This window comes from Microbacterium sp. zg-Y625 (assembly GCF_030246925.1).
Classification (GTDB): domain Bacteria; phylum Actinomycetota; class Actinomycetes; order Actinomycetales; family Microbacteriaceae; genus Microbacterium; species Microbacterium jiangjiandongii.
In genome coordinates, this window is record NZ_CP126740.1 from 1424626 (window position 1) to 1451622 (window position 26997).

At 70.2% G+C, this 26997-nt stretch carries 22 protein-coding genes; 8 read left to right on the forward strand and 14 right to left on the reverse strand.

Annotation, left to right across the window (positions count from 1 at the left end):
• Positions 1-31 precede the first annotated feature (31 nt).
• From dxs to dut, 5 genes are all read right to left on the reverse strand, one after another.
• Entirely contained in the window at positions 32-2011 is a 1980-nt protein-coding gene (gene dxs / locus QNO14_RS06510) for a 1-deoxy-D-xylulose-5-phosphate synthase (protein WP_257493524.1), read from the reverse strand.
• A gap of 119 nt (positions 2012-2130) precedes the next feature.
• Positions 2131-4998, reverse strand: a complete 2868-nt coding sequence (gene acnA / locus QNO14_RS06515; protein ID WP_285184600.1) for an aconitate hydratase AcnA — start codon at positions 4996-4998, stop codon at positions 2131-2133.
• Positions 4999-5138: 140 nt separating this feature from the next.
• Complete coding sequence (locus tag QNO14_RS06520) at positions 5139-5885, reverse strand: DUF3159 domain-containing protein (protein ID WP_257493522.1); 747 nt, start codon at positions 5883-5885, stop codon at positions 5139-5141.
• Positions 5882-6496, reverse strand: coding sequence for a DUF3710 domain-containing protein (locus QNO14_RS06525; protein ID WP_257493521.1), 615 nt, complete (start codon positions 6494-6496; stop codon positions 5882-5884). Before QNO14_RS06525 ends, QNO14_RS06520 begins: the two co-directional genes overlap by 4 nt.
• The gene (gene dut / locus QNO14_RS06530) at positions 6493-6945 is read right to left on the reverse strand and encodes a dUTP diphosphatase (protein ID WP_257506038.1); all 453 of its coding nucleotides are present in this window, start codon (positions 6943-6945) and stop codon (positions 6493-6495) included. The genes QNO14_RS06525 and dut overlap by 4 nt, the downstream gene beginning before the upstream one ends.
• 12 nt (positions 6946-6957) lie before the next feature.
• Between dut and QNO14_RS06535 the strand changes: the two genes are divergently transcribed.
• Positions 6958-7434, forward strand: coding sequence for a DUF3093 domain-containing protein (locus QNO14_RS06535; RefSeq protein ID WP_257493518.1), 477 nt, complete (start codon positions 6958-6960; stop codon positions 7432-7434).
• Between the two features lie 6 nt (positions 7435-7440).
• Here QNO14_RS06535 and QNO14_RS06540 read toward each other — a convergent pair whose 3' ends face one another.
• Positions 7441-7734 (reverse strand): DUF4193 domain-containing protein, encoded by a 294-nt coding sequence (locus QNO14_RS06540; RefSeq protein WP_257506039.1) that lies wholly within the window; start codon positions 7732-7734, stop codon positions 7441-7443.
• Positions 7735-7952: 218 nt separating this feature from the next.
• On the opposite strand from QNO14_RS06540, the gene sepH reads away from it, so the two are divergent.
• Positions 7953-8999 (forward strand): septation protein SepH, encoded by a 1047-nt coding sequence (gene sepH / locus QNO14_RS06545; RefSeq protein ID WP_257493515.1) that lies wholly within the window; start codon positions 7953-7955, stop codon positions 8997-8999.
• Here sepH and QNO14_RS06550 read toward each other — a convergent pair.
• Positions 8996-10126 carry an alkaline phosphatase family protein gene (locus tag QNO14_RS06550; RefSeq protein WP_257506040.1) on the reverse strand — a complete coding sequence of 377 codons (1131 nt, stop codon included), beginning with the start codon at positions 10124-10126 and terminating at the stop codon, positions 8996-8998. The genes sepH and QNO14_RS06550 overlap by 4 nt on opposite strands.
• Positions 10127-10194: 68 nt before the next feature.
• Between QNO14_RS06550 and QNO14_RS06555 the strand changes: the two genes are divergently transcribed.
• Positions 10195-12669 carry a DNA gyrase/topoisomerase IV subunit A gene (locus QNO14_RS06555; RefSeq protein ID WP_257506041.1) on the forward strand — a complete coding sequence of 825 codons (2475 nt, stop codon included), beginning with the start codon at positions 10195-10197 and terminating at the stop codon, positions 12667-12669.
• Positions 12670-12685: 16 nt separating this feature from the next.
• Here the strand turns inward: QNO14_RS06555 and QNO14_RS06560 are convergent, their stop codons facing one another.
• The gene (locus QNO14_RS06560; RefSeq protein ID WP_257506042.1) at positions 12686-13084 is read right to left on the reverse strand and encodes a hypothetical protein; all 399 of its coding nucleotides are present in this window, start codon (positions 13082-13084) and stop codon (positions 12686-12688) included.
• Positions 13085-13162: 78 nt separating this feature from the next.
• Entirely contained in the window at positions 13163-15247 is a 2085-nt protein-coding gene (locus QNO14_RS06565; protein ID WP_257493758.1) for a DNA gyrase/topoisomerase IV subunit B, read from the reverse strand.
• Between the two features lie 187 nt (positions 15248-15434).
• Here QNO14_RS06565 and QNO14_RS06570 point away from each other — a divergent pair, with 187 nt between their 5' ends.
• Both QNO14_RS06570 and QNO14_RS06575 read left to right on the forward strand, forming a co-directional pair.
• Positions 15435-15659, forward strand: a complete 225-nt coding sequence (locus QNO14_RS06570; RefSeq protein WP_257493510.1) for a DUF7455 domain-containing protein — start codon at positions 15435-15437, stop codon at positions 15657-15659.
• A gap of 78 nt (positions 15660-15737) precedes the next feature.
• On the forward strand, positions 15738-16763 hold the full coding sequence (locus tag QNO14_RS06575; protein WP_257493509.1) for a sugar-transfer associated ATP-grasp domain-containing protein: 1026 nt from the start codon (positions 15738-15740) through the stop codon (positions 16761-16763).
• 316 nt (positions 16764-17079) lie between these two features.
• Here QNO14_RS06575 and QNO14_RS15325 read toward each other — a convergent pair whose 3' ends face one another.
• The 4 genes from QNO14_RS15325 to QNO14_RS06590 form a co-directional block, all read right to left on the reverse strand.
• Positions 17080-17163: a class I SAM-dependent methyltransferase gene (locus tag QNO14_RS15325; RefSeq protein WP_350338825.1), complete on the reverse strand. Its 84-nt coding sequence runs from the start codon at positions 17161-17163 to the stop codon at positions 17080-17082.
• 409 nt (positions 17164-17572) lie between these two features.
• Positions 17573-18271: a coenzyme F420-0:L-glutamate ligase gene (locus QNO14_RS06580; RefSeq protein ID WP_257493756.1), complete on the reverse strand. Its 699-nt coding sequence runs from the start codon at positions 18269-18271 to the stop codon at positions 17573-17575.
• A 14-nt stretch (positions 18272-18285) separates the two neighbouring features.
• On the reverse strand, positions 18286-19671 hold the full coding sequence (locus tag QNO14_RS06585; protein ID WP_257506043.1) for an RNA polymerase sigma factor: 1386 nt from the start codon (positions 19669-19671) through the stop codon (positions 18286-18288).
• A gap of 201 nt (positions 19672-19872) precedes the next feature.
• The gene (locus QNO14_RS06590; RefSeq protein ID WP_257493507.1) at positions 19873-20808 is read right to left on the reverse strand and encodes a proteasome assembly chaperone family protein; all 936 of its coding nucleotides are present in this window, start codon (positions 20806-20808) and stop codon (positions 19873-19875) included.
• 83 nt (positions 20809-20891) lie between these two features.
• On the opposite strand from QNO14_RS06590, the gene QNO14_RS06595 reads away from it, so the two are divergent.
• The 3 genes from QNO14_RS06595 to sucB all read left to right on the forward strand — a co-directional run bounded on the left by QNO14_RS06595 (position 20892) and on the right by sucB (position 25594).
• Positions 20892-22364: a leucyl aminopeptidase gene (locus QNO14_RS06595; RefSeq protein ID WP_257506044.1), complete on the forward strand. Its 1473-nt coding sequence runs from the start codon at positions 20892-20894 to the stop codon at positions 22362-22364.
• Complete coding sequence (gene lpdA / locus QNO14_RS06600) at positions 22364-23734, forward strand: dihydrolipoyl dehydrogenase (protein WP_257506045.1); 1371 nt, start codon at positions 22364-22366, stop codon at positions 23732-23734. The genes QNO14_RS06595 and lpdA overlap by 1 nt, the downstream gene beginning before the upstream one ends.
• A 63-nt stretch (positions 23735-23797) precedes the next feature.
• On the forward strand, positions 23798-25594 hold the full coding sequence (gene sucB / locus QNO14_RS06605; RefSeq protein ID WP_257493504.1) for a 2-oxoglutarate dehydrogenase, E2 component, dihydrolipoamide succinyltransferase: 1797 nt from the start codon (positions 23798-23800) through the stop codon (positions 25592-25594).
• Positions 25595-25606: 12 nt separating this feature from the next.
• Here sucB and QNO14_RS06610 read toward each other — a convergent pair whose 3' ends face one another.
• A complete protein-coding gene (locus QNO14_RS06610; protein ID WP_257506046.1) occupies positions 25607-26956 on the reverse strand; it encodes a hypothetical protein in 1350 nt (449 codons plus the stop codon).
• Positions 26957-26997 lie beyond the last annotated feature (41 nt).

Here is a 26997-nt window from a genome sequence, read left to right on the forward strand (position 1 = left end):
ACGGGTGGGACAGCGGCGGCCGCTGTCGCCGTCAGCTGCGGTCGTCGCGCCCCGGTGTCGCGTGGTCGTGGGCGTCGACGGATTCCGCCGTCCAGTCGCCGTCACCGTCGGCCGACGGACGCGCCACCGGGATGCGGGTTCCGAGCACCTGCGACACCACGTCCTGGGCGATCTTGGCCGCGGTGAGCCCGGCGTCGGCGAGGATCTGCTCACGGCTGGCGTGGTCGATGAACTCGTCGGGAAGGCCGAGCTCGTCGACGGCCGTGTCGACGCCGGCTTCGCGCAGCACCTGCCGCACCCGCGTGCCGATGCCGCCGACACGGATGCCGTCCTCGATCGTGATGACGAGGCGATGGGATGCCGCGAGCTCGACGATCGACGGCTGCACCGGAATCACCCAGCGCGGGTCGACCACGGTCGCACCGATCCCCTGCGCCCGCAGCCGCTCGGCGACGTCCATCGCCAGGTGCGCCATCGGGCCGATGCCGACCAGCAGCACGTCCTGCGCTCCGCTGCGGGCCAGCACGTCGACGCCGTCGGCCAGGCGCTCGAGCGCCGGGAGATCGGCGCCCACGGCACCCTTCGGGAAGCGCACCACGGTGGGGGCGTCTTCGACGCCGATCGCCTCGCGGAACTCCTCGCGCAGCCGTTCCGCGTCGCGGGGCACGGCGATGCGGATGTGCGGGACGAGCTGCAGCATCGCGAGGTCCCAGACGCCGTGGTGGCTCGGTCCGTCGGGCCCGGTCACCCCGGCGCGGTCCAGCACGAACGTCACGCCCGCCTTGTGAAGGGCGACGTCCATGAGCACCTGATCGAACGCGCGATTCATGAACGTCGCGTACAGCGCCACGACGGGGTGAAGTCCCCCGTAGGCGAGGCCGGCGGCGGATGCCACGGCGTGCTGCTCGGCGATGCCGACGTCGTACACGCGGTCGGGGAACTGCTGCGCGAACGGAAGCAGACCGGTGGGGCGCAGCATCGCGGCGGTCATCGCAATGATGTCGTCGCGCTGCTCGCCGGCGCGCACCAGCTCCTCCGAGAAGACGTCGGTCCAGGCACCGGAGCCGGCGCCCCCGATCGCCTCGCCGGTGATGGGGTCGATGCGGCCGACGGCGTGGAACTGGTCCGCCTCGTCGCTGCGGGCGGGAGCGTAGCCGCGGCCCTTCTCGGTGATGGCGTGCACGATGACGGGAGCACCGTAGGACTTCGCCAGCTCCAGCGTCTCGAGCAGGGAGGGCATGTCGTGGCCGTCCACCGGACCGAGGTACTTGATGTCGAGGTTGGAATAGAGCGCGACGTTGTTGACGAACCGCGACAGGAACCCGTGGGTGCCGCCACGGACACCGCGGTACACCGCGCGCGCGGCGGGGCCGAGACGGCGCGAGAGGCTGGCAGATCCGCGGTGCAGCGAACGGTACGTCTCGGCCGTGCGCACACGGTTGAGGTAGCGCGCCATGCCGCCGATCGTGGGGGCGTAGGAGCGGCCGTTGTCGTTGATGACGATGACGAGATTGCGGTCGTTGTCGTCGGTGATGTTGTTGAGCGCCTCCCACGTCATGCCGCCCGTCAGAGCGCCGTCGCCCACCACGGCCACGACGTGCCGGTCGGTGCGGCCGGTGCGCGTCAGGGCGCGGGACACGCCGTCCGCCCAGCTGAGCGAGCTCGACGCGTGCGAGGACTCCACGACATCGTGCGGGCTCTCGCTGCGCTGCGGGTAGCCGGCGAGCCCGCCGCGTGAGCGCAGCAGCGAGAAGTCCTTGCGGCCCGTGAGCAGCTTGTGCACGTACGACTGGTGGCCGGTGTCGAAGATGATGGGGTCGTCCGGGGAACGGAAGACCTTGTGGATCGCGATCGTGAGTTCCACGACGCCGAGGTTCGGGCCCAGGTGGCCCCCGGTGCGGGAGACGTTCTCGATGAGGAACTCGCGGACCTCGCCGGCCAGCAGCTCGAGTTCCGCCGTCGTGAGGCGGTCCAGATCGCGCGGGCCGTTCACCGAATCAAGCAGCGACATGTGTCCTCTTCCTGTGATCGGGACGGGAGCCCACTCTACTCGCGCCGTCCGACAGCGGGATGGGAGCAGGCCCGGAGCCCTACGGCTCCGGGCCTGCTCGCCGGATGTTCGCGCCTGCGTCAGACGAGGCTGCGCAGCACGTACTGCAGGATGCCGCCGTTGCGGTAGTAGTCCGCTTCACCGGGCGTGTCGATGCGCACGATGGCGTCGAACTCGACGGTCTGCTTGCCCTCCGGCGAGAACTCGCTGGGCTCGGCCACGACGCGCACCGTCTTCGGGGTGACGCCCTCGTTCAGCTGCTCGAGCCCGGTGATCGAGATGACCTCGGTGCCGTCCAGCCCGAGCGACTTCCAGCTCTCACCCTCGGGGAACTGCAGCGGGACGACGCCCATGCCGATGAGGTTCGAGCGGTGGATGCGCTCGAAGCTCTCGGTGATGACCGCCTTCACTCCCAGCAGGCTCGTGCCCTTGGCCGCCCAGTCGCGCGACGAACCGGAGCCGTACTCCTTGCCGCCGAAGACGACGAGCGGGGTCTCCTGGGCCTGGTAGTTCATGCAGGCGTCGAAGATGTACGACTGCGGCCCACCCGGCTGGGTGAAGTCGCGGGTGTAGCCGCCTTCGACGATCTTGCCGTCGTTGACGGCGGCGACCAGTTCGTTCTTCAGGCGGATGTTCGCGAACGTGCCGCGGATCATGACCTCGTGGTTGCCACGGCGCGAGCCGTAGGAGTTGAAGTCCTTCTGTGCGACGCCGTGCTCGGTGAGGTACTGAGCGGCGGGGGTGCCGATCTTGATGTTGCCGGCCGGGCTGATGTGGTCGGTCGTGACCGAGTCGCCCAGAGCCGCCATGACGCGGGCGCCGCGGATGTCGCTGACCGGGGTGAGCTCCGTGGTCATGCCCTCGAAGTACGGCGCCTTGCGGACGTAGGTGGACTCTTCGTCCCACTCGAAGATGGGGCCCGTCGGCGTCGGCAGGGTCTGCCAGCGCTCGTCGCCGTCGAACACCGTCGCGTACTGCTTGATGAACTGCTCGCGGGAGATCGAGGAGTCGATGATCTCCTGCACCTCATCGGTGGCGGGCCAGATGTCCTTCAGGAAGACGTCGTTGCCGTCGGAGTCCTTGCCCAGCGCGTCCGTCTCGAAGTCGAAGTTCATCGAGCCTGCCAGCGCGTAGGCCACGACCAGCGGCGGGGATGCCAGGTAGTTCATCTTCACGTCGGGGCTGATGCGGCCCTCGAAGTTGCGGTTGCCCGAGAGCACCGCGGTGACGGCCAGGTCGTGGTCGTTGACCGCCTGCGAAACCTCTTCGATGAGCGGACCCGAGTTGCCGATGCAGATGGTGCACCCGTAGCCGACCGTGTAGAACCCGAGGCCCTCGAGGTCCTTGTCGAGTCCCGACTTCTCGTAGTAGTCGGTGACGACCTTCGAGCCCGGGCCGAGCGTGGTCTTGACCCACGGCTTCTGCTTCAGGCCCCTCTCGCGCGCCTTGCGGGCGAGAAGGCCCGCCGCGATCATGACCGACGGGTTGGACGTGTTCGTGCACGACGTGATGGCCGCGAGGGTCACCGCGCCGTTGTCGAGCAGATACGGCGAGCCCTCGCGCGGTGTCACCTTGACGGGGTTGGATGCCGGGTGCGTGGAACCGCTGAACTGCAGCGCGGACTCGGCGTGCTGGTCCTCGTGCTGGTGCGAGACGCCGTCCTCGGACACGTGCTCGTGCTCGACGCCCGGAGTGGTGCCGGGGTCCGAGGCGGGGAACGTTCCCTCGACCTCGACGGTGTCCTCCGCGGTCACTTCGGTGTAGTTCAGGATGTCGTGCTGGAACTGCGTCTTCGCCTCGGAGAGGAGGATGCGGTCCTGCGGCCGCTTCGGGCCGGCGATGGAGGGGACGACCGTGGAGAGGTCGAGCTCCATGTACTCGCTGAAGCCCGGCTCGCGGTCGGCGTCGTGCCAGAGCGACTGCGCCTTGGCGTATGCCTCGACGAGGGCGACCGTCTCTTCCGGGCGGCCGGTGAGACGCAGGTACTCGAGGGTGACATCGTCGATCGGGAAGATGGCCGCGGTGGAACCGAACTCCGGGCTCATGTTGCCGATGGTGGCGCGGTTGGCCAGCGGCACGGATGCCACGCCGGCGCCGTAGAACTCCACGAACTTGCCGACGACGCCGTGCTTGCGCAGCATGTCGGTGATGGTCAGCACCACGTCGGTGGCGGTGACGCCGGCGGGGATCTCGCCGGTGAGCTTGAAGCCGACGACCCGCGGGATCAGCATGGACACGGGCTGGCCCAGCATGGCGGCCTCGGCCTCGATGCCGCCGACGCCCCAGCCGAGCACGCCGAGGCCGTTGACCATGGTGGTGTGCGAGTCGGTGCCGACGCAGGTGTCGGGGTACGCGCGGAGGACGCCGTCGACTTCGCGGTCGTAGACGACCTTGGCGAGGTGCTCGATGTTCACCTGGTGCACGATGCCGGTGCCGGGCGGGACGACCTTGAAGTCATTGAACGCCGTCTGGCCCCAGCGCAGGAACTGGTACCGCTCGCCGTTGCGCTCGTACTCGATCTCGACGTTGCGCTCGAGGGCGTTGGGCGTGCCGAAGAGGTCGGCGATGACCGAGTGGTCGATGACCATTTCGGCGGGCGACAGCGGGTTGATCTTGTTGGGGTCGCCGCCGAGGGCAGTGACCGCCTCGCGCATCGTGGCGAGGTCGACGATGCAGGGCACGCCGGTGAAGTCCTGCATGACGACGCGGGCCGGCGTGAACTGGATCTCCGTGTCGGGCTGCGCAGCCGGGTTCCACGAGCCGAGCGCCTGGATCTGCTCCTTGGTGACGTTCGCACCGTCCTCGGTGCGCAGCAGGTTCTCCAGCAGCACCTTCAGGCTGAACGGGAGCTTCTCGTATCCCGGAACCGTCTCGATGCGGAAGATCTCATAGTCGGTGCTGCCGACCGTCAGGGTGCTCTTGGCACCGAAGCTGTCAACACTGGACACGCGTGTCTCCTTCGTCGGCCGCGGAAAAGGGCATCCCAGACGCCCGATCTCCATCATCCCCCGGTGCGGTCGGTCGCGGCTAGTGAGGCGCGCCTTACCCGTCCGGGGGTGCAATTTATCTTGATATCAAGATAAATGTATCACTCCGGGCGGCGGCGGTAGAGAGCGCGCGCGGCGAGCCATGTGACGGCGATGAGGGGTGCGAACAGCGGCAGGCCCATGACGAGCTTGAGTGTCCCGAGGGTGGTGACGTCACCGGCGAAGTAGAGCGGGAGCTGCACGGCGAGGCGGGCGAAGAACAGCGCCGCCCAGGCGAGGGTCAACCAGAAGAACACCCGCCGCTTGCGCGGGTCGCGTCGCCAGGCGGTGCCCTCCCCCATGAGATAGCCGGCGGCGAGGCCGATGAGCGACCAGCCGATGAGGGCCGAGACGAGCAGAGCCGTCCCGTACGCGGCGTTGGTGATGAAGCCCGGGACGAAGTTGTCTTCGCCGCGCCCCGTGAACAGCGCAAGCGCGGCGGCCGCGGCGGTGGCGATGAGTCCGCCCAGTGCCGCCGACGGCGGGGTGCGCTGAATGAGCCGGATGACGGTGAGCACCAGTGCGAGGCCGACCGACAGCCCCAGGCTGAGTGGCAGGTTCGACTCGTCGGTCGAAGGGTCATAGGTGAGGGTGTAGGTGACGACGAACACCAGGCCCGGCAGCACCGACTCCGCGACGCCCCGCCAGCCGCCCATGGCGTGCCAGACGACGTGGCCCGTCGGTCGCTCCTCGTTCGGGTCCAGACCCGCACGACGTGCGGCGCCGCCGAGCGCCTGCCCGAGGATGTCGCTTGCGCGCGGCTCGGGCTCCGGTGGCGTGATGCCCGGCCCCTCGGAGGGCGTGGTCACGCGCTGCCCGGCGTCGCGGGCATCTTCAGCGGGATGAGGTCCCGCGGCGGCATCGGGGTGTTGCCGCGCACGACCACCAGGGAGCGGAAGAGGTCTTCCACGCGCTCCGCGGCATCCGTGTCGGAGGTCGCCGCTCCGCCGATGACGCCTCGTAGGAACCAGCGCGGCCCGTCCACGCCGACGAAGCGGGCGAGACGCATCCCCGCGGGGGCTCCATCGCCGGCCGCCACGACAGGCACCTCGGCGAGCAGCTCCGCGCCGAGGGGGCCCTCCCGCTCCTCGACACGCCCGCCCTGCTGGCGGACCTGCTGGCGGATCTGCTCCCGCGTCTCGTCCCAGAGTCCGGTGGATCGCGGCGCGGCGAAGGGCTGCACCTGGAGCGTCGAGTCGGCGTAGTCCAGGCCCACGGCGACGATGCGCTTGGTCTGCTCCTCCACCTCGAGTCGAAGATTCAGCCCCTCGCGCGGCAGCACCTTGATGCCGCCCAGGTCGATGTAGGGGCGCACCGGATTCGCCTCGGACTCGTCGAACGGCCCGTTCGCTGCCCGATCGCCGGGCGCAGCCTTGGAGGGGAAGGAGGCGGGAGCGCCCTGGGGGGTTTCGTCGGTCATGCGTCGGTTCCTGTCTTGTCGTAGCCGGTGGAGCCGAACCCGCCCTCCCCGCGGACGCTGTCGGGCAGCTCGGCCATGGGGATGAACCGCGCGCGGGGCACCGGCATGACGATCAGCTGGGCGATGCGATCGCCGACGCCGATGTCATACGGCTCGTGGGCATCGGTGTTGAGCAGAGCCACCTTGATCTCGCCGCGGTAGCCGGCGTCGATCGTGCCGGGCGCGTTGACGATGGTGATGCCGTGCTTGGCGGCGAGACCACTGCGCGGCACGACGAACGCGGCGTAGCCCTCGGGCAGGGCGATGCGCACGCCGGTGCCCACCAGCGCCCGTTGCCCGGGCTCGAGGCGCACGGCCTCGGTCGAGACCAGGTCCGCTCCCGCGTCGCCGGGATGGGCGTATGCCGGAACCTCGGATGCAACAATGGGAACGTCCACGGAATCGGTCACCCCACGAGGCTAATGCAGAAGACAGAGGCCGGCACTCGCCCGGCATACGCGTATCGCGAGCGGCTCACTCCCTCGCTCTGGGTGCTCGCGAGCGCCGCGGTAGTCGGCCCGATGGCCACTCTCGTTCTCACCGCTTTCGACCCCTCGGCCGGCCTCGTCGTGGGAGGTGCGGTCACCGTTGCCGTGGTCGCCCTCATGCTCGCCCTCTCCCCCGTGATCGAGGTGCGGGACGGCTGGCTGCACGCGGGGCGGGCCAAGATCGAGCTGCGGTTTCTGGGCGATCCCGAAGCCCTCGTGGGCGAAGCGGCCCGCGCCGCCCGCGGGCCGGAGCTCGATCCGCGCGCCTGGATGCTGGTGAGGCCCGGGATCGACGGCGTCGTGCGCGTCCCCCTCGACGACCCGCGTGATCCCGCCCCGCTGTGGCTGCTCTCAAGCCGAACGCCCGACCGCCTCAGCGCGGTGATCCGCGCTGCACGGTCGGGCGTCTGAGGGGTATTACGCCGCGCACTCCAAGCACACGGCGCCAGCGGCGCTCTCGTGGTCGAGCTGCGAGCGGTGCTTCACCAGGAAGCAGTTCGAGCAGGTGAACTCGTCCTCCTGCGGGGGAAGCACCACCACGTCGAGCTCGAGGTCGGACAGGTCGGCGCCGGGGAGCTCGAACCCCGACGGGTTGTCGGAATCCTCGACGTCAACGGCGCCCGAGAGCTTGTCGGGCACGCGCTCCTTGAGCGCCTCAATCGACTCGCTGTCATCCTCGGTCTTGCGCGGTGCGTCGTAATCGGTGGCCATTCTCGAACGTCTCTACTTCCAGTTCAGCGTGCGTGTTCGCCCGATCGGGCGGCCATAGTTTGCATGACGGGATGCCTTTTCGCAAATGCTCGCGGCTGACCCCCAGCCTGCCTCCACGGCCGACCCGTGAAACTCGCGGCGCGCCCCGGATATTCCCGGGTCCGGGGCCGGGGCGTGACACCATGGCCGCACGCGGCAGATTGGGAGGCGTGTTTCGCATGGAACAGCTCAAGGTGATCGGAACCGAGGACGGCACGATCGTCCTCGCCACCGAGAGGGGCGAGCGCTTCGCCCTCCCCATCGACGACGTGCTTCGGGTCGAACTGCGCAAGGCCCGTCGCGACCGCGACGGCGACAGGCCTGCGCCCAAGGTCAGCCCCCGCGACATCCAGGCGCACATCCGCTCGGGCCTGTCCGCGGCCGAGGTCGCCGAGCTCCTCGGCGCCCGGCTCGAAGACGTCCGGCGCTATGAGGGCCCCGTGCTCGCCGAGCGCGAGCATGTCGTGGGGCAGGCTCTCGCCGTCCCCGTGCTCGTGGGCAGCGAACTCGAGCCCGACGCGCAGCCCACTTTCGGGGCCGCCGTGCGCGCCAAGCTGGCCGAAGTGGGCGCCGTGGGTGAGCGCTGGACCAGCTGGCGCGAGCAGTCGGGCTGGATCGTGAAGCTCGAGTTCACCGCGAACGACGTCGATCACGACGCTCGCTGGACTTTCGACCCCCGTCGCAGCACGCTCGCGCCGCAGAACAGCGATGCCACGCAGCTGTCCCGGCAGGGCTCTCTGCCCGAGGGCCTCATCCCGCGACTGCGCGCTCTGGACCACCCCGCAGGCAAGGACGAATCGCGCTTCGACAGCGGCGCGTTCGGTCCCCGACGCACGATCGAGATCGAGCCGGACTCCGACGCGCCCGACGTGCGCACCCCCACCGCGCCGGCGGCGCAGTCCGCGGCGATCAAGCGCGCGCCGGACCTGCCGGTGACCTCGTCAGAGACGGCGGACCTGCTCGAAGCGCTGCGCCGCCGCCGCGGACAGCGCGAGCCGCTGCCGGGAACGGCCGCCACGCCGCAGACGGCATCGCCGTCGCCGGTCGCGATCTTCGAGTCCTCCGACGCTCAGACGCGGCCCGCCGCACCTCAGTCGACCGAGCATGCAGCGCCCTCCGGCCAGGAGTCCCGCTCCGAGGAGAACGGCGGACGTCGCCGTGGTGGGCGTCCGTCGATGCCCTCCTGGGACGAGATCGTCTTCGGCGCGCGCACCGAAGAGTCCTAACCCGCGTACGCTCCGAGCCGGATGAGCGGAACGATCCGCTCCTCTGCCGTGATGGAGCCGTGCTGGCCGACCATGCGCTGCGGCCTCTTGTCGCGCGCGCGGTCGTCGTAGTACGCGATTCCGGCGCGGGCGGCGACGAGCACGTCGCCGATGCGGGGCCTCACCTCGGGGTCGGTGGGGCCGAACAGCCCCGCCTGCACCGCCTCGTCACGGGTGAGCACCCATGATCGGCCGCTCTCCGCGGCCAGCCAGGCGGCGTGCACGGCGGCGGCCTCGCCGGGCTCGGCATACAGGTGCAGCATCCGCGGTTCTCCGCCGATGACCCGCACCCCGTCGGTGAGTCCGTCGCCGTCGCGCAGCAGCAGGTGCCGGTGCCGCGGCACGTCGACCATTCCGTGATCCGCGGTGATGACGACACCGGTGCGGGGGGCGATGAGCTGGGAGAGCCGCTGCGCTGCGGCATCCACCCGTTCCAAGCCCGCCGACCACTCGTCGGACTCCCAGCCGTAGCGGTGCCCGAGCGAATCCAGTTCGGGGGCGTAGAGGTAGACGAGGGCGCCGGAATGCCGAGCCGCCGCCTCCGCCGCGCGCTCGATGCGTTCGTCGAGGTCGTCCGCCGCGATGAACGCGGCCCCGCGCAGGGTGGCCTCGGTGAACCCCGTGTTCTCGTACTCGGACTTCGTGACGACGAAGCAGGGGCGTCCCGCCCGCGACTCGCTGGCGAAGAGGGGCTCCGCCCGCTGCCAGGTCAGGGGGTCGAGCCCATGGCTCTCCCAGCCCTTGAGCTGGTTGGGCGCCTCGTCCGTGCCGGGAATGCGCAGGCGGTACCCGACGATGCCGTGCATGCCCGGGTCCACCCCGGTCAGCAGGCTGGTGAGCGCGGCGGCGGTGGTGCTGGGGAAGACCGTGCGTGCGATGTCCTTCTTCGTCATCGCGCCGGCGAGGAACCGGGCGTGGCCGGAACGGGCGGCGAGGTTGGAACGGCCCAACCCGTCGATGACGAAGACGATCGCGCTGCGGGCGGGCCGCAGCCACTCGTCCTCACCGGCGAGCGACGCGCGCAGGTGCGTGACGACCCCGGTGAGGCTGCGGGCCGCGGCCGGGTCCGCAGGTAGGCTGGAAGACATCGCGGCCAGTCTCCCATACGGGGTCGACGGCCCACTCTCCCCCGTCACCCGAGGACGCAACACCGGACATGGCCGCATCGCGCAAAGCCCCCGCCCCCGCCGCCGTCGTCGAGCGCATCGAGGACGTGGACGTCTCCACGGAGATGCAGGGGTCCTTCCTCGAATACGCCTACTCCGTCATCTATTCGCGGGCGCTCCCCGACGCCCGCGACGGGCTGAAGCCCGTGCAGCGGCGCATCCTCTACCAGATGGCCGAGATGGGCCTGCGTCCCGACCGCGGTCACGTCAAGAGCGCCCGCGTCGTCGGCGAGGTGATGGGAAAGCTGCACCCGCACGGCGACACCGCGATCTACGACGCGCTCGTGCGCCTCGCCCAGCCGTTCGCGCTGAGGGTTCCCCTCGTGGACGGCCACGGCAACTTCGGCTCGCTCGACGACGGACCTGCCGCCGCCCGCTACACCGAGGCGCGGCTCGCGCCGGCCGCCCTCGCCCTCACCGAGAGTCTCGACGAGGACGTCGTGGACTTCGTCCCCAACTACGACGGCCAGTTCCAGCAGCCCGAGGTGCTCGCCGCCGCCTTCCCCAACCTGCTCGTCAACGGCACCACCGGCATCGCCGTCGGGATGGCCACGAACATGGCTCCGCACAACCTCATCGAGGTCGTGGGCGCCGCCGTGCACCTCCTCGACAACCCCGAGGCAACGCTCGAGGAGCTCATGGAGTTCGTCCCCGGTCCCGACCTGCCCGGCGGCGGCGTGATCGTCGGTCTCGACGGCGTGAAGGATGCCTACGCCACCGGCCGGGGCAGCTTCCGCACCCGGGCGAAGGTCTCGATCGAATCGCTGGGACCGCGACGCACCGGTCTCGTCGTGACCGAATTGCCGTACATGGTCGGTCCCGAGCGGGTGAAGGAGAAGATCAAGGACGCCATCACGGCGAAGAAGCTCACCGGGATCGCCGACTTCACCGACTTCACCGACCGCAACAACGGGCTGCGCCTGGTCATCGGCATCAAGACCGGGTTCGACCCGCAGGCCGTGCTCACCCAGCTGTACCGGCTGACGCCGCTGGAGGACTCCTTCGGCATCAACAACGTCGCCCTCGTCGACGGCCAGCCGCAGACGCTCGGCCTGCGCGAGCTGCTGCAGGTCTACCTGAAGCACCGCATCGACGTGGTCACGCGGCGGACACGGCACCGGCTGGCCCGGCGCCAGGAGCGCCTGCACCTGGTGGAGGGTCTGCTGATCGCGATCCTGGACATCGACGAGGTCATCCAGGTGATCCGCGCGTCCGACGACGGCGAACAGGCGCGCACCCGCCTGATGGACGTGTTCGACCTGTCGCAGCTGCAGGCGGAGTACATCCTGGAACTGCGGTTGCGGCGCCTGACCAAGTTCTCCCGCGTGGAGCTCGAGGCCGAGCGCGACCAGCTCAAGAGCGAGATCGCCCACCTCGAGGAGCTGCTCGGCAGCGACGTGCTGCTGCGCGCGCAGGTCGCCCGCGAGCTCGACGCCGTGGCCGAGACCTACGGCACCCCGCGTCGCACGCTGCTGCTCAACGGCGGACCGCCGGTCTCCGCCCGGTCGCGCGCCGCCGCGCCCGCCGACCTGCAGATCGCCGACGCGCCCTGCCGCGTCTTCCTGTCCGCCACGGGCCGCATGGTCCGCGCCGACCTGCGCACCGATGCCGACGGCGACGGTGGAACCGGCATCGTGCCGCCGGCCCGCCGCAGCAAGCACGACGCGGTGCGTTCCAGCGTCGACACGACCACCCGCGGCGACCTGGGCGCCGTCACCAGCACCGGACGGCTCGTGCGCTTCTCCCCCGTCGACCTGCCCTCGGTGCCCGGCAACTCGGTGCAGCCGGCCGCCGGGACGCGCGCCGACCAGTACCTCGGCCTCAGCGGCGGCGAGCACGTCATCGCCCTCGTGCCGCTGTCGGAGAATCCTCCGATCGCACTGGGCACGGCGCAGGGCGTGGTCAAGCGCGTCGCGGCCACCGAGATCGGCAACAAGCACGATGCGGAGATCATCGCGCTCAAGCCCGGCGACCGCGTGGTGGGCGCCGCCGTGGCTCCTGACGACGCTCAGCTCGTCTTCGTCACCACCGACGCACAGCTGCTGCGGTTCGAGGCCACCGCGGTGCGCCCCCAGGGGCGGTCGGCCGGCGGCATGGCCGGCATCCGCCTCGCCGAGGGGCAGCAGGCGATCTTCTTCGGCGTCGTCGCCGCGGGCACCGAGGACGAGGCGGTCGTGGTCACGATCGCCGACACCTCGCAGACGCTGACGGGAACGGATGCCGGCAGCGGCAAAGTCTCTGCCCTGGCGGAGTACCCCACAAAGGGCCGGGCCACCGGCGGCGTGCGGGCGCAGCGCTTCTTGAAGGGCGAGGACACCCTCTCGCTCGCGTGGGTGGGAGTCGAGCCGCGTGCCGTCGGTCCGGACGGTGCCGTGCGCACCCTCGCCGCGCCGGGGGCGAAGCGGGACGCCTCGGGCCAGCCCCTGGAAGACGTGATCGGCGCCGTCGGCACCGTCATCGCCTGACCGCCCGCGGACCGCATCAGTAGGCCGTCTCCGAGGAAACCGTGCCACGGTGGTCCTCCAGGGACTGCACGATGTGGTCGGTGACATCTCGCAGGTCGGCCGCATCGTCGCCGGCGGCGGACAGGCGCGCAATCAGAGCCTCTCTCGCGTGCCGGCGGTCGACACCCTCCGGCAACGCGAACGCGAGCACGTCGAAGTCCCGATCGTCGTAGTGAGGGACGCTCGCTCGCACCCGTCCGAGTCGGGGATCCTCACTCGCGACGTGCAGGTACGCCCGCAGCTCCGGGTCGAAGCCGGTGCCGCCCACGTAGGCGACAGCGCCCGAGCCGACCTCGACCCACACGTAGAGCCAGGACCCCGTGGGCCGCACCTGCCCCTTGCGGACGGGGATGACGCGCGGCCGGCTCAGGGTCATCTGCCCACCCTATTGATCGAGCGCTGCTCGGAACGGCGCGTTTCGTCTCGCTGCGCCGGATCAGCGACCGCGGTGGGGTCAGGCGTCGATGCGCTCGCGGGCGAGCCGGTCGCTCGAATCGACGATGAACTCACGGCGCGGGGCGACGTCGCTTCCCATGAGCAGCTCGAACACCGAGTTGGCGACGTCGGCATCCTGCAGGCGCACGCGGCGCAGGGTGCGCCCCGCCCGGTCCATCGTGGTGTTCGCGAGCTGATCGGCATCCATCTCGCCCAGACCCTTGTACCGCTGGATCGGTTCCTGCCAGCGCTTGCCCGCCTTGGTGAGCTTGGCCAACAGGGCGTGCAGCTCCGCCTCGCTGTAGGTGTAGATCGTCTCGTTCGGCTTCGAGCCGGGGTTGACCACGATGATGCGGTGAAGGGGCGGCACGGCCGCGTAGACGCGCCCCTCCTCGATCAGCGGGCGCATGTAGCGGAAGAAGAGCGTCAGCAGCAGCGTGCGGATGTGCGCGCCGTCGACGTCGGCGTCGCTCATCAGGATGATCTTGCCGTAGCGAGCCGAGGCGAGGTCGAACGAGCGCCCGGAGCCGGCACCGATCACCTGGATGATCGCGGCACACTCGGCGTTGGAGAGCATGTCGCTCACCGATGCCTTCTGCACGTTGAGGATCTTGCCGCGGATCGGCAGCAGCGCCTGGTACTCGCTGTTTCGCGCGTGCTTGGCCGTGCCGAGGGCCGAGTCGCCCTCCACGATGAACAGCTCGGACTGCTCCACGTCGTTCGTACGGCAGTCGGCGAGCTTGGCGGGGAGGGAGGAGGATTCCAGGGCGTTCTTGCGCCGCTGCGTCTCTTTGTGGGTGCGCGCGGAGATGCGCGCCTTCATCTCGGAGACGACCTTGTCGAGCACCAGCGCGGTCTGGGTCTTGTCGTCCCGCTTCGTGGAGGCGAACCGTGCCGTCAGTTCCCGCGTGACGACGTTCGCGACGATCTGGCGCACGGCCGGGGTGCCCAGTATCTCCTTCGTCTGGCCCTCGAACTGGGGCTCGGCCAGCCGCACGGTCAGTACGGTCGTGAGGCCCGCGAGGATGTCGTCCTTCTCGAGCTTGTCGTTGCCGACCTTGAGACGGCGGGCGTTCTGCTCGACCTGGGCGCGCAGCACCTTCATGAGGCCCTGTTCGAAGCCCTGCTGGTGCGTTCCGCCCTTGGGGGTCGCGATGATGTTCACGAAGGAGCGGGTCATCGTGTCGTAGCCCGTGCCCCAGCGCAGCGCGATGTCCACCACGCACTCCCGCTCGACGTCGGTCGGCACCATCGCGCCCGTCGGCTGCAGCACCGGCACGGTCTCGGTGAAGGTTCCGGTGCCGGTGAGCCGCCACACGTCGGTGACGGCCGCGTCGGGGGCGAGGAACTCGGCGAACTCCGAGATGCCGCCGTCGAACCGGTAGCTGGTCTCGACCGCCTCTTCGCCGCGCGCTGTGCCGCGCTCATCGCGGATGACGATCTCGAGGCCCGGCACGAGGAAGGCGGTCTGGCGGGCGCGCTGCACGAGCTCGTCGAGGTTGAAGGCGGCATCCTTCGTGAAGATCTGCCGATCGGCCCAGTAGCGGATGCGTGTCCCGGTGACGCCCTTGCGGGTCTTGCCGACCACGCGCAGCTCGCTGGCGCGCTCGAAGGGGCTGAACGGGGCATCCGGCGTCGATCCGGCGAAGTTACCCGGTTCGCCGCGGTGGAACGACATCGCCCAGGTCTTGCCACCGCGGTCGACCTCGACGTCCAGCCGCTCGGACAGGGCGTTGACGACCGAGGCGCCGACGCCGTGAAGACCGCCGGATGCCGCGTACGAGCCGCCGCCGAACTTGCCGCCGGCGTGCAGCTTGGTGAACACGACCTCCACGCCGGAGAGCCCGGTGCGGGGTTCGATGTCCACGGGGATGCCGCGGGCGCGGTCCCGCACCTCGACGCTGCCGTCGGAGTGCAGGACGATGTCGATGCGATCGCCGTGGCCGCCGAGGGCCTCGTCGACGGAGTTGTCGATGATCTCCCAGAGGCAGTGCATGAGGCCGCGGGAGTCGGTCGAGCCGATGTACATGCCCGGCCGTTTGCGTACGGCTTCGAGACCTTCCAGTACCTGGAGATGATGGGCGGAGTACTCGGAAGTCACAATCCTCAAGGGTATCGGGGGGAGCTGACAGCGAGCCCTCGACACACACAGGGCTCAGCAGACCGACACGCCCGGCCCGGTTGCGGGCGTACGCGCTGAGCGAAATGTCGTCGCATCGCGGCATGATCCAGGAGTCTGCGTGGTTGTATGTGAGGACCGACAGCAGCGCGACATCCCGAGGAGGCACGAGATGAGCATGACCTCAACCCACAACGACCAGACCGCCGTCCTCGACTACCGCCTGACCGCGGCCGACCGGTGCGATTCCTGCGGAGCGCAGGCGTACATCGCCGCGGAGGTGAACGGCAGCGAACTGCTCTTCTGCGCTCACCACGGGCGCAAGTACGAAGAGAAGCTCCGTGCCGTGGCCACGAGCTGGCACGACGAGACGGCGCGGCTGATCGAGTCCCACTGACCTACGGCCGTCACGGCCTGTTGCGGTGCCCCGCCTAGACTGGCGGGGCACCGCTTTTTCGTCCGGGGAGGACTTTCCATGGCCTCGCGTGGCCTCGCGCTCCAACACCGCTTCCGCGTTCTGCTCGAGCGTGCCCGCCGCATCGACGTCGCGTCGGTCACAGACCGGGCGCGCTTCACGGCGAAAGTGCACGGCAAGCGCTACCCCGTGGTCCTCGCCGACATGCTGTGGTCGGCTGCCCGCCACCGCGTCGGCTTCAACGACTACCTTGAGTTCGACTTCGCGATCCTCACGCGCGCCGAGCGCGCCACGTGGGTGACCAGTCCGCTCGCCCTGGAGCTCTCCAACCGGTACGACGACCCGACGCAGGTGCACCGCTTCCACAACAAGATCGATTTCAATCGCGACTTCGACCGGTTCCTCGGACGGGAGTGGCTCGAACTGACGTCTGGCAACGCGGCCGAGCTCGAAGCGTTCGCGCAGCGGCATCCGGTGCTCATCGCCAAGGTGCCGGTCAGCAAGTCCGGGCTCGGCGTGCGTCGGTACCTCGCCTCCGAGGTCGAGGACTGGGGACAGTTCCACCGCGACCTCATCTCCCGTGGCGAGGTGCTCATCGAGGAGAACATCGAGCAGCATCCCGACATCGCCGCAACATGCCCCGGCACCGTCAACACCACGCGCGTGACGACGTTCGTGAAGGATGACGGCACCGTCGAGATCATCAACATGGCGCAGAAGTTCGGGCGCGGGCAGGTGAGCGACCAGGGGTCGTTCGGTGGGTTCTACACGGTGCTCGATGAGAACGGCCACGCGCTGGGCAAGGGCTACGACGTGCACGGGAACCTGTACGAGACGCACCCCGAGACCGGCTACCGCATCGCCGACTTCCAGTTGCCGCTCATGGACCAGGTGCGGGAGCTCATCACCGACGTCGCGCTCGTGGTGCCGCAGGTGCGGTACGTGGGCTGGGACATCGTCGTCGGCCCGGAGCGGCCGCTGCTGGTGGAGGGCAACTGGGGCGCGGGTGTCTTCGAGAACAAGCCCACGGCGACGGGGATCCGTCACGGGCATCTCCCCCGCTACCGCGCCGCGATGGGCTTCTGACCCGCTGCCGAGTGAGTATTCGCGGTGCCGAGTGAGTATTCGCGGTGCCGAGTGAGTATTCGCGGTGTCTGAGCCCTGCCTGTCACGGCGTTGAGCTGGCATCCTGCCGTCGACCCTCGAAAACCAGCGTGCCCCCGGGACATAGCGCGGCGCGGGCTGTTCGCAGCGTTGCGAGCCATTCGGCGTCGCTCAGGAAGACTTGAGCGACGTTCGCGGTCATCGTCGCCGCGTCTACCTGCAACGGGGGCAGATCGTCGACGGTTCCGTCAACCCACGTCACAGCATCCGCGCCCGGCTTCCCGCGTGCGATCGCGACTTAAGCAGCCGCCGGGTCAACCCCGATCACCCGTACGCCGCGGGTGGCCAACAATACGGCGAATGTCCCGGTGCCGCATCCGATGTCGGCACGCTCTCAGCGCCGAGTTCACTTATCACGACGCGCTTACTCTTCGAGGTCGCTTCAGTCGGGGTCCAGCGGATCGTAGACCGCTGCCACTCTCGTATGGTCGAAGATCGCATCAGGCACCGCACCATGCTCTCGCGGTGCCCGCGAAGGCCAGCAGATGCTGCAGTGCGGGGCGGCCGCAAGTCAGAGGCGGGCGTCGAATGGATGCCGTCGGCGACGCGTCCACCTTGCGACCGACCCAAGTGAGCATCCGCCATGACGGAGGGGTCGAATACTCACTCGACGCGACGAATACTCACTCGACGCGACGAATACTCACTCGGCCGACGCAAACGACCCCGCGAGCGCTCACTCGCGGGGTCGAATACTCACTCGATGTGCCGAATACTCACTCGGCAGCGCGTCAGGAGGGGCGGACGATGCCGAGCGGCGTGGACTGGTGGCCCTGGCCCAGCGGGTTGTCGCGGAGAATCCGCACGAGCCGCGCCTCCCCGGCCTTGTCCATCGTCGACCCGAGGATGTTGCCGCCGATGTCGTTGATATCGACCACGGCGACGTCGAATCCGCCGCCGAGAAGCTGCTGCAGATGTGCCGCAACCTCGCGCGGTCGCTCGGGACCGAGCACGACGGCCTTGTTGTACGGCGGGATCGTGCCGCTCGTCGGGCCGTCGATCGCGCGCGCCTTGTCACCGGCGATGCGGTAGAAGTCGCCCTTGCGCCCGAACGCCTTCGTGACCGCGGCGACCGCGGCGGCGAACAGGATGCGCGGCGTGCCGCATTCGCGCAGCGCCATCTCCATCGTCTCGGGCATGCCGAGGCCGATCCCGTACGAGGTCTTGGTGACGTACTTCGACAGGAACGTCGCGAGCTTGCGCGGCTGCACGGAGTCGATCGGGTACGACCGGCCCTGCGTGATGGCGACGATCTTCTCGGTCACGAACAACAGGTCGCCCGGCTGCACGACGTCCGCTGCGTACTCGCGGATGAAGGCATCGAGGTCGTCCGCGGGCATCACGACGCGCGTGCGGATCGGAATCCGCTCGAACGTGGCGCCGTCCACCGTCACGGTCAGGGCCTTGCCGTCGTTGGGAACGGCCGACATCGGAATCTCGCTCATCACTCGAGGTAGTCCCGCAGCGACTGAGAACGGGACGGATGCCGCAGCTTCGCCATGGTCTTCGACTCGATCTGACGGATCCGCTCGCGGGTCACGCCGAAGGTGTCGCCGATCTGGTCGAGGGTCTTCGGCTGGCCATCGCCCAGGCCGAAGCGCATGCGGATGACGCCCGCCTCGCGCTCCGACAGCGAATCCAGCAGCGACTCGAGCTGACGCTGGAGCATCGTGAAGCCCACGGCGTCCGCCGGGACGACCGCTTCGGTGTCCTCGATCAGATCGCCGAATTCGCTGTCGCCGTCCTCGCCGAGCGGGGTGTGCAGCGAGATCGGCTCACGGCCGTACTTCTGCACTTCGACGACCTTCTCAGGCGTCATGTCCAGCTCGCGGCTGAGCTCCTCGGGCGTGGGCTCGCGGCCCAGGTCCTGCAGCATCTGCCGCTGCACGCGGGCGAGCTTGTTGATGACCTCGACCATGTGCACCGGGATGCGGATGGTGCGAGCCTGGTCGGCCATGGCGCGGGTGATCGCCTGGCGGATCCACCAGGTGGCGTAGGTGGAGAACTTGAAGCCCTTGGTGTAGTCGAACTTCTCGACCGCACGGATGAGGCCGAGGTTGCCCTCCTGGATCAGGTCCAGGAACTGCATGCCGCGACCGGTGTAGCGCTTGGCGAGCGAGACGACCAGGCGCAGGTTCGCGCCCAGCAGGTGGCTCTTGGCGCGCTGGCCGTCACGGGCGACCCACTGCAGGTCCAGGCCCAGCTGCGACGACTTCTCCGAAGCCGACATGTGCGAGAGCTTCTCTTCGGCGAACAGTCCCGCCTCGATGCGCATCGCGAGCTCGACCTCTTCGGCCGCGTTCAGCAGCGGCACCTTGCCGATCTGCTTCAGATAGTCCTTGACCGGGTCGGCCGTGGCGCCGGTGATCTGCGTCGAGTAGACGGGGACGTCGTCCTCGTCGCTGGAGGAGATGACGATGGCTCCGGTGGGAAGCGGCTCGGTCGCCGGCTTCTTCTCGTCCTCGTCGTCGTCATCGTCGGATGCCGCGGCGTCGTCCGGCTTCGCCTTCGTACGGGCCGGGGTGGCCGGCGTGTCGTCGTCCCCGTCGCCGTCCGACGCATCCGCGTCGACGTCGACCTCAAGATCGACGTCGACGATCTCCTCGTCGTCGATGTCTTCCTCGTCGGCCTTCGCCTTCGAGGTGCTCGCCTTCTTCGCGGGCGCCTTCTTCGCGGGCGCCTTCTTGGCGGCCGGCTTCTTGGCTGCGGCGGCCTTCTTGGCGGGGGTCTTCGTGGCCGGGGACGTCGTCGTCTCGTCGGTCTCGGGCTCAGCGGCCGCGGTCTCCGCGGTGGCGCGGGAGCGCGTGGTGGTCTTCGTGCCTGACGTCACGGTTCGCCTTTCACCGACGAACGATCGTCGGTTGGTTCTCGGACACTAGTAAGACCCTTGTCAAGTCCATCGAGCCTCCGCGGGCGGAGCCACGACCAGTCGACAACGGGTCAGATTGTCTATTCTCTCATACGTTGCGCGCGCACCCCGACGGGCCGCACCTGAAATAACGCTGAGTGTCCGTTCGGCATTCCCCGGTTCTCAGCCCAGTCCGCCGCCGCCCCGCTTGTCGTCGTCCCCTCGGGGCCGGCTCGCCAGGAAGCGTTCCAGCTCGGCGGCGAGCTCATCCGCGCTCGGGAGGTCGCCGGTGTGGATGATGGGCTGGCCGAGGTTCGACCCCGCCATATACGAGTCGTAGCGCTCCTCGAGCCCCTGCAGCATCCGGCTCAGCTCATCGCTGCCCGAGACCTGCTCGGTGACCTTCTCGACGAACTCGCGGTTGTCCTCGCGCAGCTCGTCGCCGTCGAACACGAGCCCGGTCGCGACGGTCAGGCTGTCGAGCGCCGCCAGCGCCGCGGCGGGATACTCGGTGTCGGCCAGGTAATGCGGCACGAGCAGCACGAAGCCCGCCACGCGGGTGCCCGACTGCGCGAATCGGTACTCCAGCAGGTGCCCGACGGTGGCGGGAACCTGGGTGTGGGGCTGCCACACCGAATGCGCCTCGGTCAGCTCGGCGCGGGTGCCGCTGACGGTCGTGCCGATCGGGCGGGTGTGCGGCACGGGCATCGGGATGGAGTGCACCCAGGTGACAGTCGAGACCTCGAGACCTTCGGCGAGGCCCAGCACGGTCTCGGAGAAGGCTTCCCACCCGAAGTCCGGCTCGTAGCCGGAGAGCAGGACGAACGGCTGACCCACGGCATCGTGTGCCAGGGCGAGCTCGAGCCGCTGCGGGCGGTAGTCGGTGAGGTGGTCGGCCTGGAACGACACGATCGGCCGGCGCGCCCGGTAGTCCAGCAGCGCGTCGTTCGAGAACGTGATGACCGGCGACGGCTCGAGGTCATCGCGGAACTGCTGGATGACGCGCGCCACGGCTCCCCCGGCATCGGTGAAACCGGTGAGCGCGATGATCATGGGGAGCCCGGCGGGGACCGGCGGCGCGGATGCGACGCGCTCATAGAGGGGTCCGGGAAACGGCATGCCCCAACTTTACGAGGCGTGCGCGCCCACGCGGCCGTCGTGACTCCCGCTGACAGCGAACATGCCGACCCTAGGATGGGGCAATGCCGTTTCCTGAGCTCGCACACAGCACCGTTCCGCTGACCGAGGCGCAGGCAGATGCCCTCGTCCTGGCCCTTCCCCCGCTGGATGCCGCCGGCGATGCGTTGGACGCATGGCCCGGTCTGGCATCCGCCCTCACGGCCCTCGCCTTCACCGGCGCCCCGGGCGCGCAGCAGCGGGTGTTCCTCCCGGCGATCTCCTCTCTTCCGCTGATCATCGTCGGCACGGGCGACGCGCCGGATGCCGCAGCCGTGCGCGACGCCGTCGGATCGGTGCTGCGCACCACCACCGGATTCGAGTCGCTCGCCGTCGCCGCGCCGCTCGCGGCACCGGAGCTGTGGCGGGCGGCCGCCGAGGGCGCGGTGCTCGGTGGCTACCGGTTCGATGACTACAAGAGCGATGGCGGCAAACGGCGCGCGACGCGCGTGATCGTGCACACCCCGCAGGAGCTGACCGAAGCCGACCTCGCCGAGGTGACCGCCGTCGGCGACGCCGCCGCGCTCGTGAAGGACCTCGTGAACACCCCGGCGGAGTGGCAGTCCCCCGCGCAGCTCGCGGACAGCGCGGTGCAGTCGGTGGCCGAACTGCCCGTCACCGTCACCGTGCTCGACGAGAAGCAGCTGCAGGAGCAGGGCTTCGGCGGCATCCTCGGTGTCGGCCAGGGGTCCGCGCGGCCCCCGCGCCTCGTGCGGTTGGACTACGCCCCCGAGGGCGCGGAGCGTCACGTCGCGCTGGTGGGCAAGGGCATCACCTTCGACAGCGGCGGGCTGTCGCTGAAGCCTGCCGTCAGCATGGTCGGGATGAAGTACGACATGTGCGGTGCGGCCGTCGTGCTGGCCGTCGTTCGCGCCGCGGCTGCGCTGCAGCTGCCCGTGCGGGTGTCCGGATGGCTGTGCATCGCCGACAACATGCCCTCGGGGCACGCGACGCGCCCGGGCGATGTGCTGCGCATGCTCGACGGCACCACGGTGGAGGTGCTCAACACCGACGCCGAAGGCCGACTGGTGATGGCGGACGGTCTGGTGGCGGCCAGCCGCGAGCGCCCCGACGTGCTCGTGGACGTGGCGACGCTCACCGGCGCCGTCATCGTCGCCCTCGGCACGCGCCACACCGGTGTGATGGGTGAGGATGCCGCGGTGCAGGCGTTCCTCGAGGCCGCCGGCCGTGCCGGTGAGGATGCCTGGGCCCTGCCACTGCCCACGCATATGGAGGAGGAGCTCGACTCCCCCATCGCCGACATGCAGAACTCCAAGATCGGCGACTCCGCCGGCGGCACGATGTTCGCGGGGCTGTTCCTGCAGCGGTTCGTCGGCCGAATCTCGGACGCACCCGACGCCGAGCGCATCCCCTGGGTGCACCTGGACATCGCCGGCTCGGGATGGAACAAGGGAGCCGGCTTCGGCGCGACGGACAAGGGACCCACCGCGGCCGCGGTGCGCAGCCTCATCGAGTTCGTCGCCGCAGGAGGCCACTGATGGCCGAGCACACCTCGGACGTCGTGGTCCTCGGCGGCGGCAGCGGCGGATACGCCGCGGCCCTGCGCGCGGCGGAGCTCGGCAAGAGCGTCGTGCTGATCGAGAAGGACAAGCTCGGCGGCACGTGCCTGCATCGGGGATGTGTTCCCACGAAGGCGCTGCTGCACGCCGGCGAAGTGGCGGACTCGGCCCGTCACGCCGCGACGGTGGGTGTGCGCGCCGCGCTCGAGGGGGTCGACATCGCCGGAGTCCGCAGCTACCGGGAAGCGATCGTCGCCAAGAAGTTCGCGGGCCTGCAGGGGCTCGTCGCCGCCCGCGGCATCACGGTGGTCTCCGGCGCGGGGCGGCTGACCCCCGACCGCGCCGTGCAGGTGGGCGATGACCTCTACCGCGGCGGTGACGTGGTGCTCGCGACCGGTTCCTACAGCCGCACCCTCCCGGGCCTCGAGATCGGCGGCCGCGTCCTCACCAGCGAGCAGGCACTGGAGCTCGACGAGATCCCGGCCCACGTGGTGATCCTCGGCGGCGGCGTCATCGGCGTCGAGTTCGCCAGCGTCTGGCGCTCCTTCGGCGCCGAGGTCACGATCGTCGAGGCGCTGGATCACCTCGTGCCCACGGAGGACGTCGCACTGAGCAAGGCACTCGAGCGTGCGTTCCGCAAGCGCGGCATCGCGTCGCGCCTGGGCGTGCGGTTCGCCGGCGTGACGCAGACGCCCGACGGCGTGACGGTTCGACTCGAGGACGGCACCGAACTCCACGCGGACTACCTGCTCGTGGCCGTCGGCCGCGGCCCGGCCACCGACGGACTGGGGTTCGAGGATGCCGGTGTGGCGCTCGACCGCGGATTCGTCGTGGTCGACGACCAGCTGCGTACGGGCGTTGCGGGTGTCTGGGCCGTCGGCGACATCGTCGCGGGCCTGCAGCTGGCGCACCGCGGCTTCCAGCAGGGCATCGCGGTCGCCGAGCGCATCGCCGGCCTCAGCCCCGTGATCGTCCCCGACTCCCAGGTCCCGCGCGTCGCTTACAGCAGCCCCGAGGTGGCATCCGTCGGTCTCAGCGAAGCCGCCGCCCGAGAGGCGCACGGCGACGCGGTGGTCACCTACGAGTACAACCTGGCCGGCAACGCCCGCAGCGAGATACTCGGCACCGCCGGCATCGTGAAGGTCGTCCGCCTGGCGGACGGGCCGGTCATCGGCGTGCATCTGGCCGGCGACCGGGTCGGCGAGCTCATCACGGAGGGGCAACTCGCCGTGGGATGGGAAGCCCACCCCGAGGACATCGCCCCCTATGTACATGCCCATCCCACCCAGAGTGAGGCGCTCGGCGAGGCCTTCCTGGCGCTCGCAGGCAAGCCGCTGCACGCCCGCTGACGCGCCGGAGCCCCCAGGCAACTAAGCTGGTTGAGAATTCGCCATCAGAAGGAGACAAAGCTCATGAGCACTTCCGTGGTCCTCCCCGCGCTCGGCGAGAGCGTCACCGAGGGAACGGTCACCCGCTGGCTCAAGCAAGTCGGGGACACGGTAGAGGCGGACGAGGGTCTGCTGGAAATCTCCACCGACAAGGTCGACACCGAGATCCCCTCGCCGGTCAGCGGCGTCATCGAAGAGATCCTCGTGCAGGAGGACGACACCGTCGAGGTCGGCGCGGTACTGGCGAAGATCGGTGATGGCTCCGGTGCTTCGGCACCCGCCGCCGAAGCGCCCGCCGCCGAGACCCCCGCACCCGAGACCCCGGCCCCCGCGGCCGAGCAGCCGGCCCCCGCTGAGCAGCCGGCGCCCGCCGAACAGCCCGCACCCGCGGCACAGGCCGACGCGTCCGACGCGAAGGACGTGCTTCTTCCGGAGCTCGGCGAGAGCGTCACCGAGGGCACCGTGACCCGCTGGCTGAAGCAGGTCGGCGACGAGGTGGCCGTTGACGAGCCGCTGCTGGAGATCTCGACCGACAAGGTCGACACCGAGATCCCCTCGCCCTTCGCCGGCACCCTGGTCGAGATCCTGGCCCAGGAGGACGAGACCGTCGAGGTCGGCGCCGCTCTTGCCCGCATCGGCTCCGGCGCGCCCGCCGCGGCGCCCGCACCGCAGGAATCGGCTCCCGCCGAGCCGGCGCCGCAGGCTCCGGAGCCCGCCCAGCAGGCTCCCGCCGAGGCTCCCGCGCAGCAGGCTCCTGCCCAGCAGGCCGCACCCGCTGAGGCTCCCGCCCAGCCGGCTCCGGCGCAGCAGGCAGCTCCTGCCGAGGCCGCCCCGGCTCCGCAGCACACGCCCGCTCCGGCCACGTCGCCTTCGCTGTCGCTCGCGGCCGATGACGACTCGCTCACCTATGTCACTCCGCTCGTGCGCCGCCTGGCGCAGCAGCAGGGCGTGGACCTCGCCAGTGTCAAGGGCACCGGCGTCGGTGGTCGCATCCGCAAGGAGGACGTGCTCGCCGCCGCAGAAGCTGCCGCCAAGCCGGCCGAGTCCGCCCCCGCCGCAGAGGCCGCCCCGGCCGCTCCCGCCGCCCCGGCGCTGGAGGTGTCGCCGCTGCGCGGTACGACGCAGCCGATGTCGCGCCTGCGCAAGGTGCTCGCCGAGCGTGCCGTCGCGTCGATGCAGCAGACCGCCCAGCTGACGACGGTCGTCGAGGTCGACGTCACCAAGCTGGCGAACTACCGCGACAAGATGAAGGGCACCTTCCAGGAGAAGACGGGCGACAAGCTGTCGTTCCTGCCCTTCTTCGCCCTGGCCGCCGCCGAGGCGCTCAAGGCTTTCCCCGTGATCAACTCGACGGTGGACGGCGACAAGATCGTCTACCCCGCCAGCGAGAACCTCTCGATCGCGGTGGACACCGAGCGAGGTCTCCTCACTCCCGTGCTGCGTGACGCCGGTGACAAGAACATCGCCCAGATCGCCCACGAGATCGCGGACCTCGCCTCGCGCACCCGCAACAACAAGCTGAAGCCCGACGAGCTGGCCGGCGGCACGTTCACGCTGACCAACACCGGCTCGCGTGGCGCCCTGTTCGACACCCCCGTGGTGTTCCTGCCGCAGACGGCGATCCTGGGCACCGGCATCGTCGTGAAGCGCCCCGGCATCGTGTCGGTGGACGGAAAGGATGCCATCTCGGTGCGCTCCTACGTCTACCTGGCTCTCTCGTACGACCACCGTGTCGTCGACGGCGCCGACGCTGCCCGGTTCCTCGGCGCGGTCAAGGCCCGCCTCGAGGCGGCGGACTTCGAGGGCTCCCTCGGAATCTGACCCCGGCACCTCTCATGGCTGATCCGCGACGTCGTAGGCGTCGCGGATCAGCCATTTGTGGCCGGCGTCGACGATGACCAGCAGGCGGTCCGAGCTCTCCCCGTCGGCCGATACGCGCAGAACCGCGACTCCCCCGTAGTCGTCGACGAGCGTGACGTGCCGCTCTGCGGGTGGGAGCGCCAGCACGCCGTCGATCACCGGGCGCCCGGGCGTCTCCCGCAGAGCACTGACGCAGGTGTCATCCGCGCAGGCGGCCGCGGTACTGAGCAGGGACTCGGCGGCGGCGACCGGGTCCGCAGCCGCCATGGGCGTCAGAACGGGCGAGGGCGTCGCCGCCGCAGACGCGTCACCGATCTCGGCGGGCGTGGCCTCCCGCGACGCCGTCGCCGAACCGTCATCCGAGGGCCACAGCAGACCCGCGGTGAGGACGAGTCCCGCGACCGCGCACGCCACGACGACGGGCCTGACACGGGTCGGCCGAGCGGCGGCGCGACTCGGGGCGGTCGGCGGCGGCTGCGTGCCCACGGGCCGCGTGCGCCCGCGAGTCGTGGCCTGCCGTGCGGCGCGCCGCGCGGCAGGCCGCTCCCGGCTGCGCTGCCAGCGGCGCCGCAGTTCGTCGCCTGCGTGCCCTACCTGTTCGGCGACGTCGCCGTCGACGTGACGCTCCAGCGCTCCCCGCAACGCCGCCGCAGGCCCCGTGTGGGGCCGCGCCGTGACCGAGACCGACAGTGCACGTGCCGGCGCCGGCAGGTCGATCACCAGCGGCGCCGGCTCCGCCGCGGCGAACAGGGCATCCTCCGCGCGCTCGAGGGCGTCCGGCCGCGGGTCCGCGACGGCGGCACCCGCGCTCTGCAGGGCATCGGCCACCCCTCCCGTCACGTGAGCGGACATCAGGGTGAGGATGTCGCGGGAGGCGTGGGCTGCCGGGGTCGTGCCGCCCAGTGCGAGCACGGGACGGCCCTCGGTGGTGACCCACCACTGCCCGCATGCCCCCGGCCCCGCCTCCTCGGTGCCACGCAGCACGCTCACCGCGACCGTGACGCACTCCCCCGCCGAAGGCGGCGCCTGCGCCTCGCGCCGCTCGTGGAGCACGTGGTCCAACCTGCCGTGGCAGAGCGCGAACACCGCCTCGTGGCCGGATGCGGTGCGCACCACCTCCCTCGGCGCGAGGATGTGACCGTCGGGGGCGGCGCGCCACACCGTCGTCCCCTGCAACAGCTCGGCGTCCACGTGCAGGGCGCTCTCGCCGTCGGCATGCCGCACGATCGTGCCGGGCCAGGGCGCCCCCTGGCGCACGACCCGCAGCACCGCGCCGCCTCCGGCGAGAGGTGTGGGGTCGACGGGGGCGGCAGGGCTGTGCATGCGGACGAGTCTGCGCGGCGGAAGCCGCAGCGGGGCGCCCG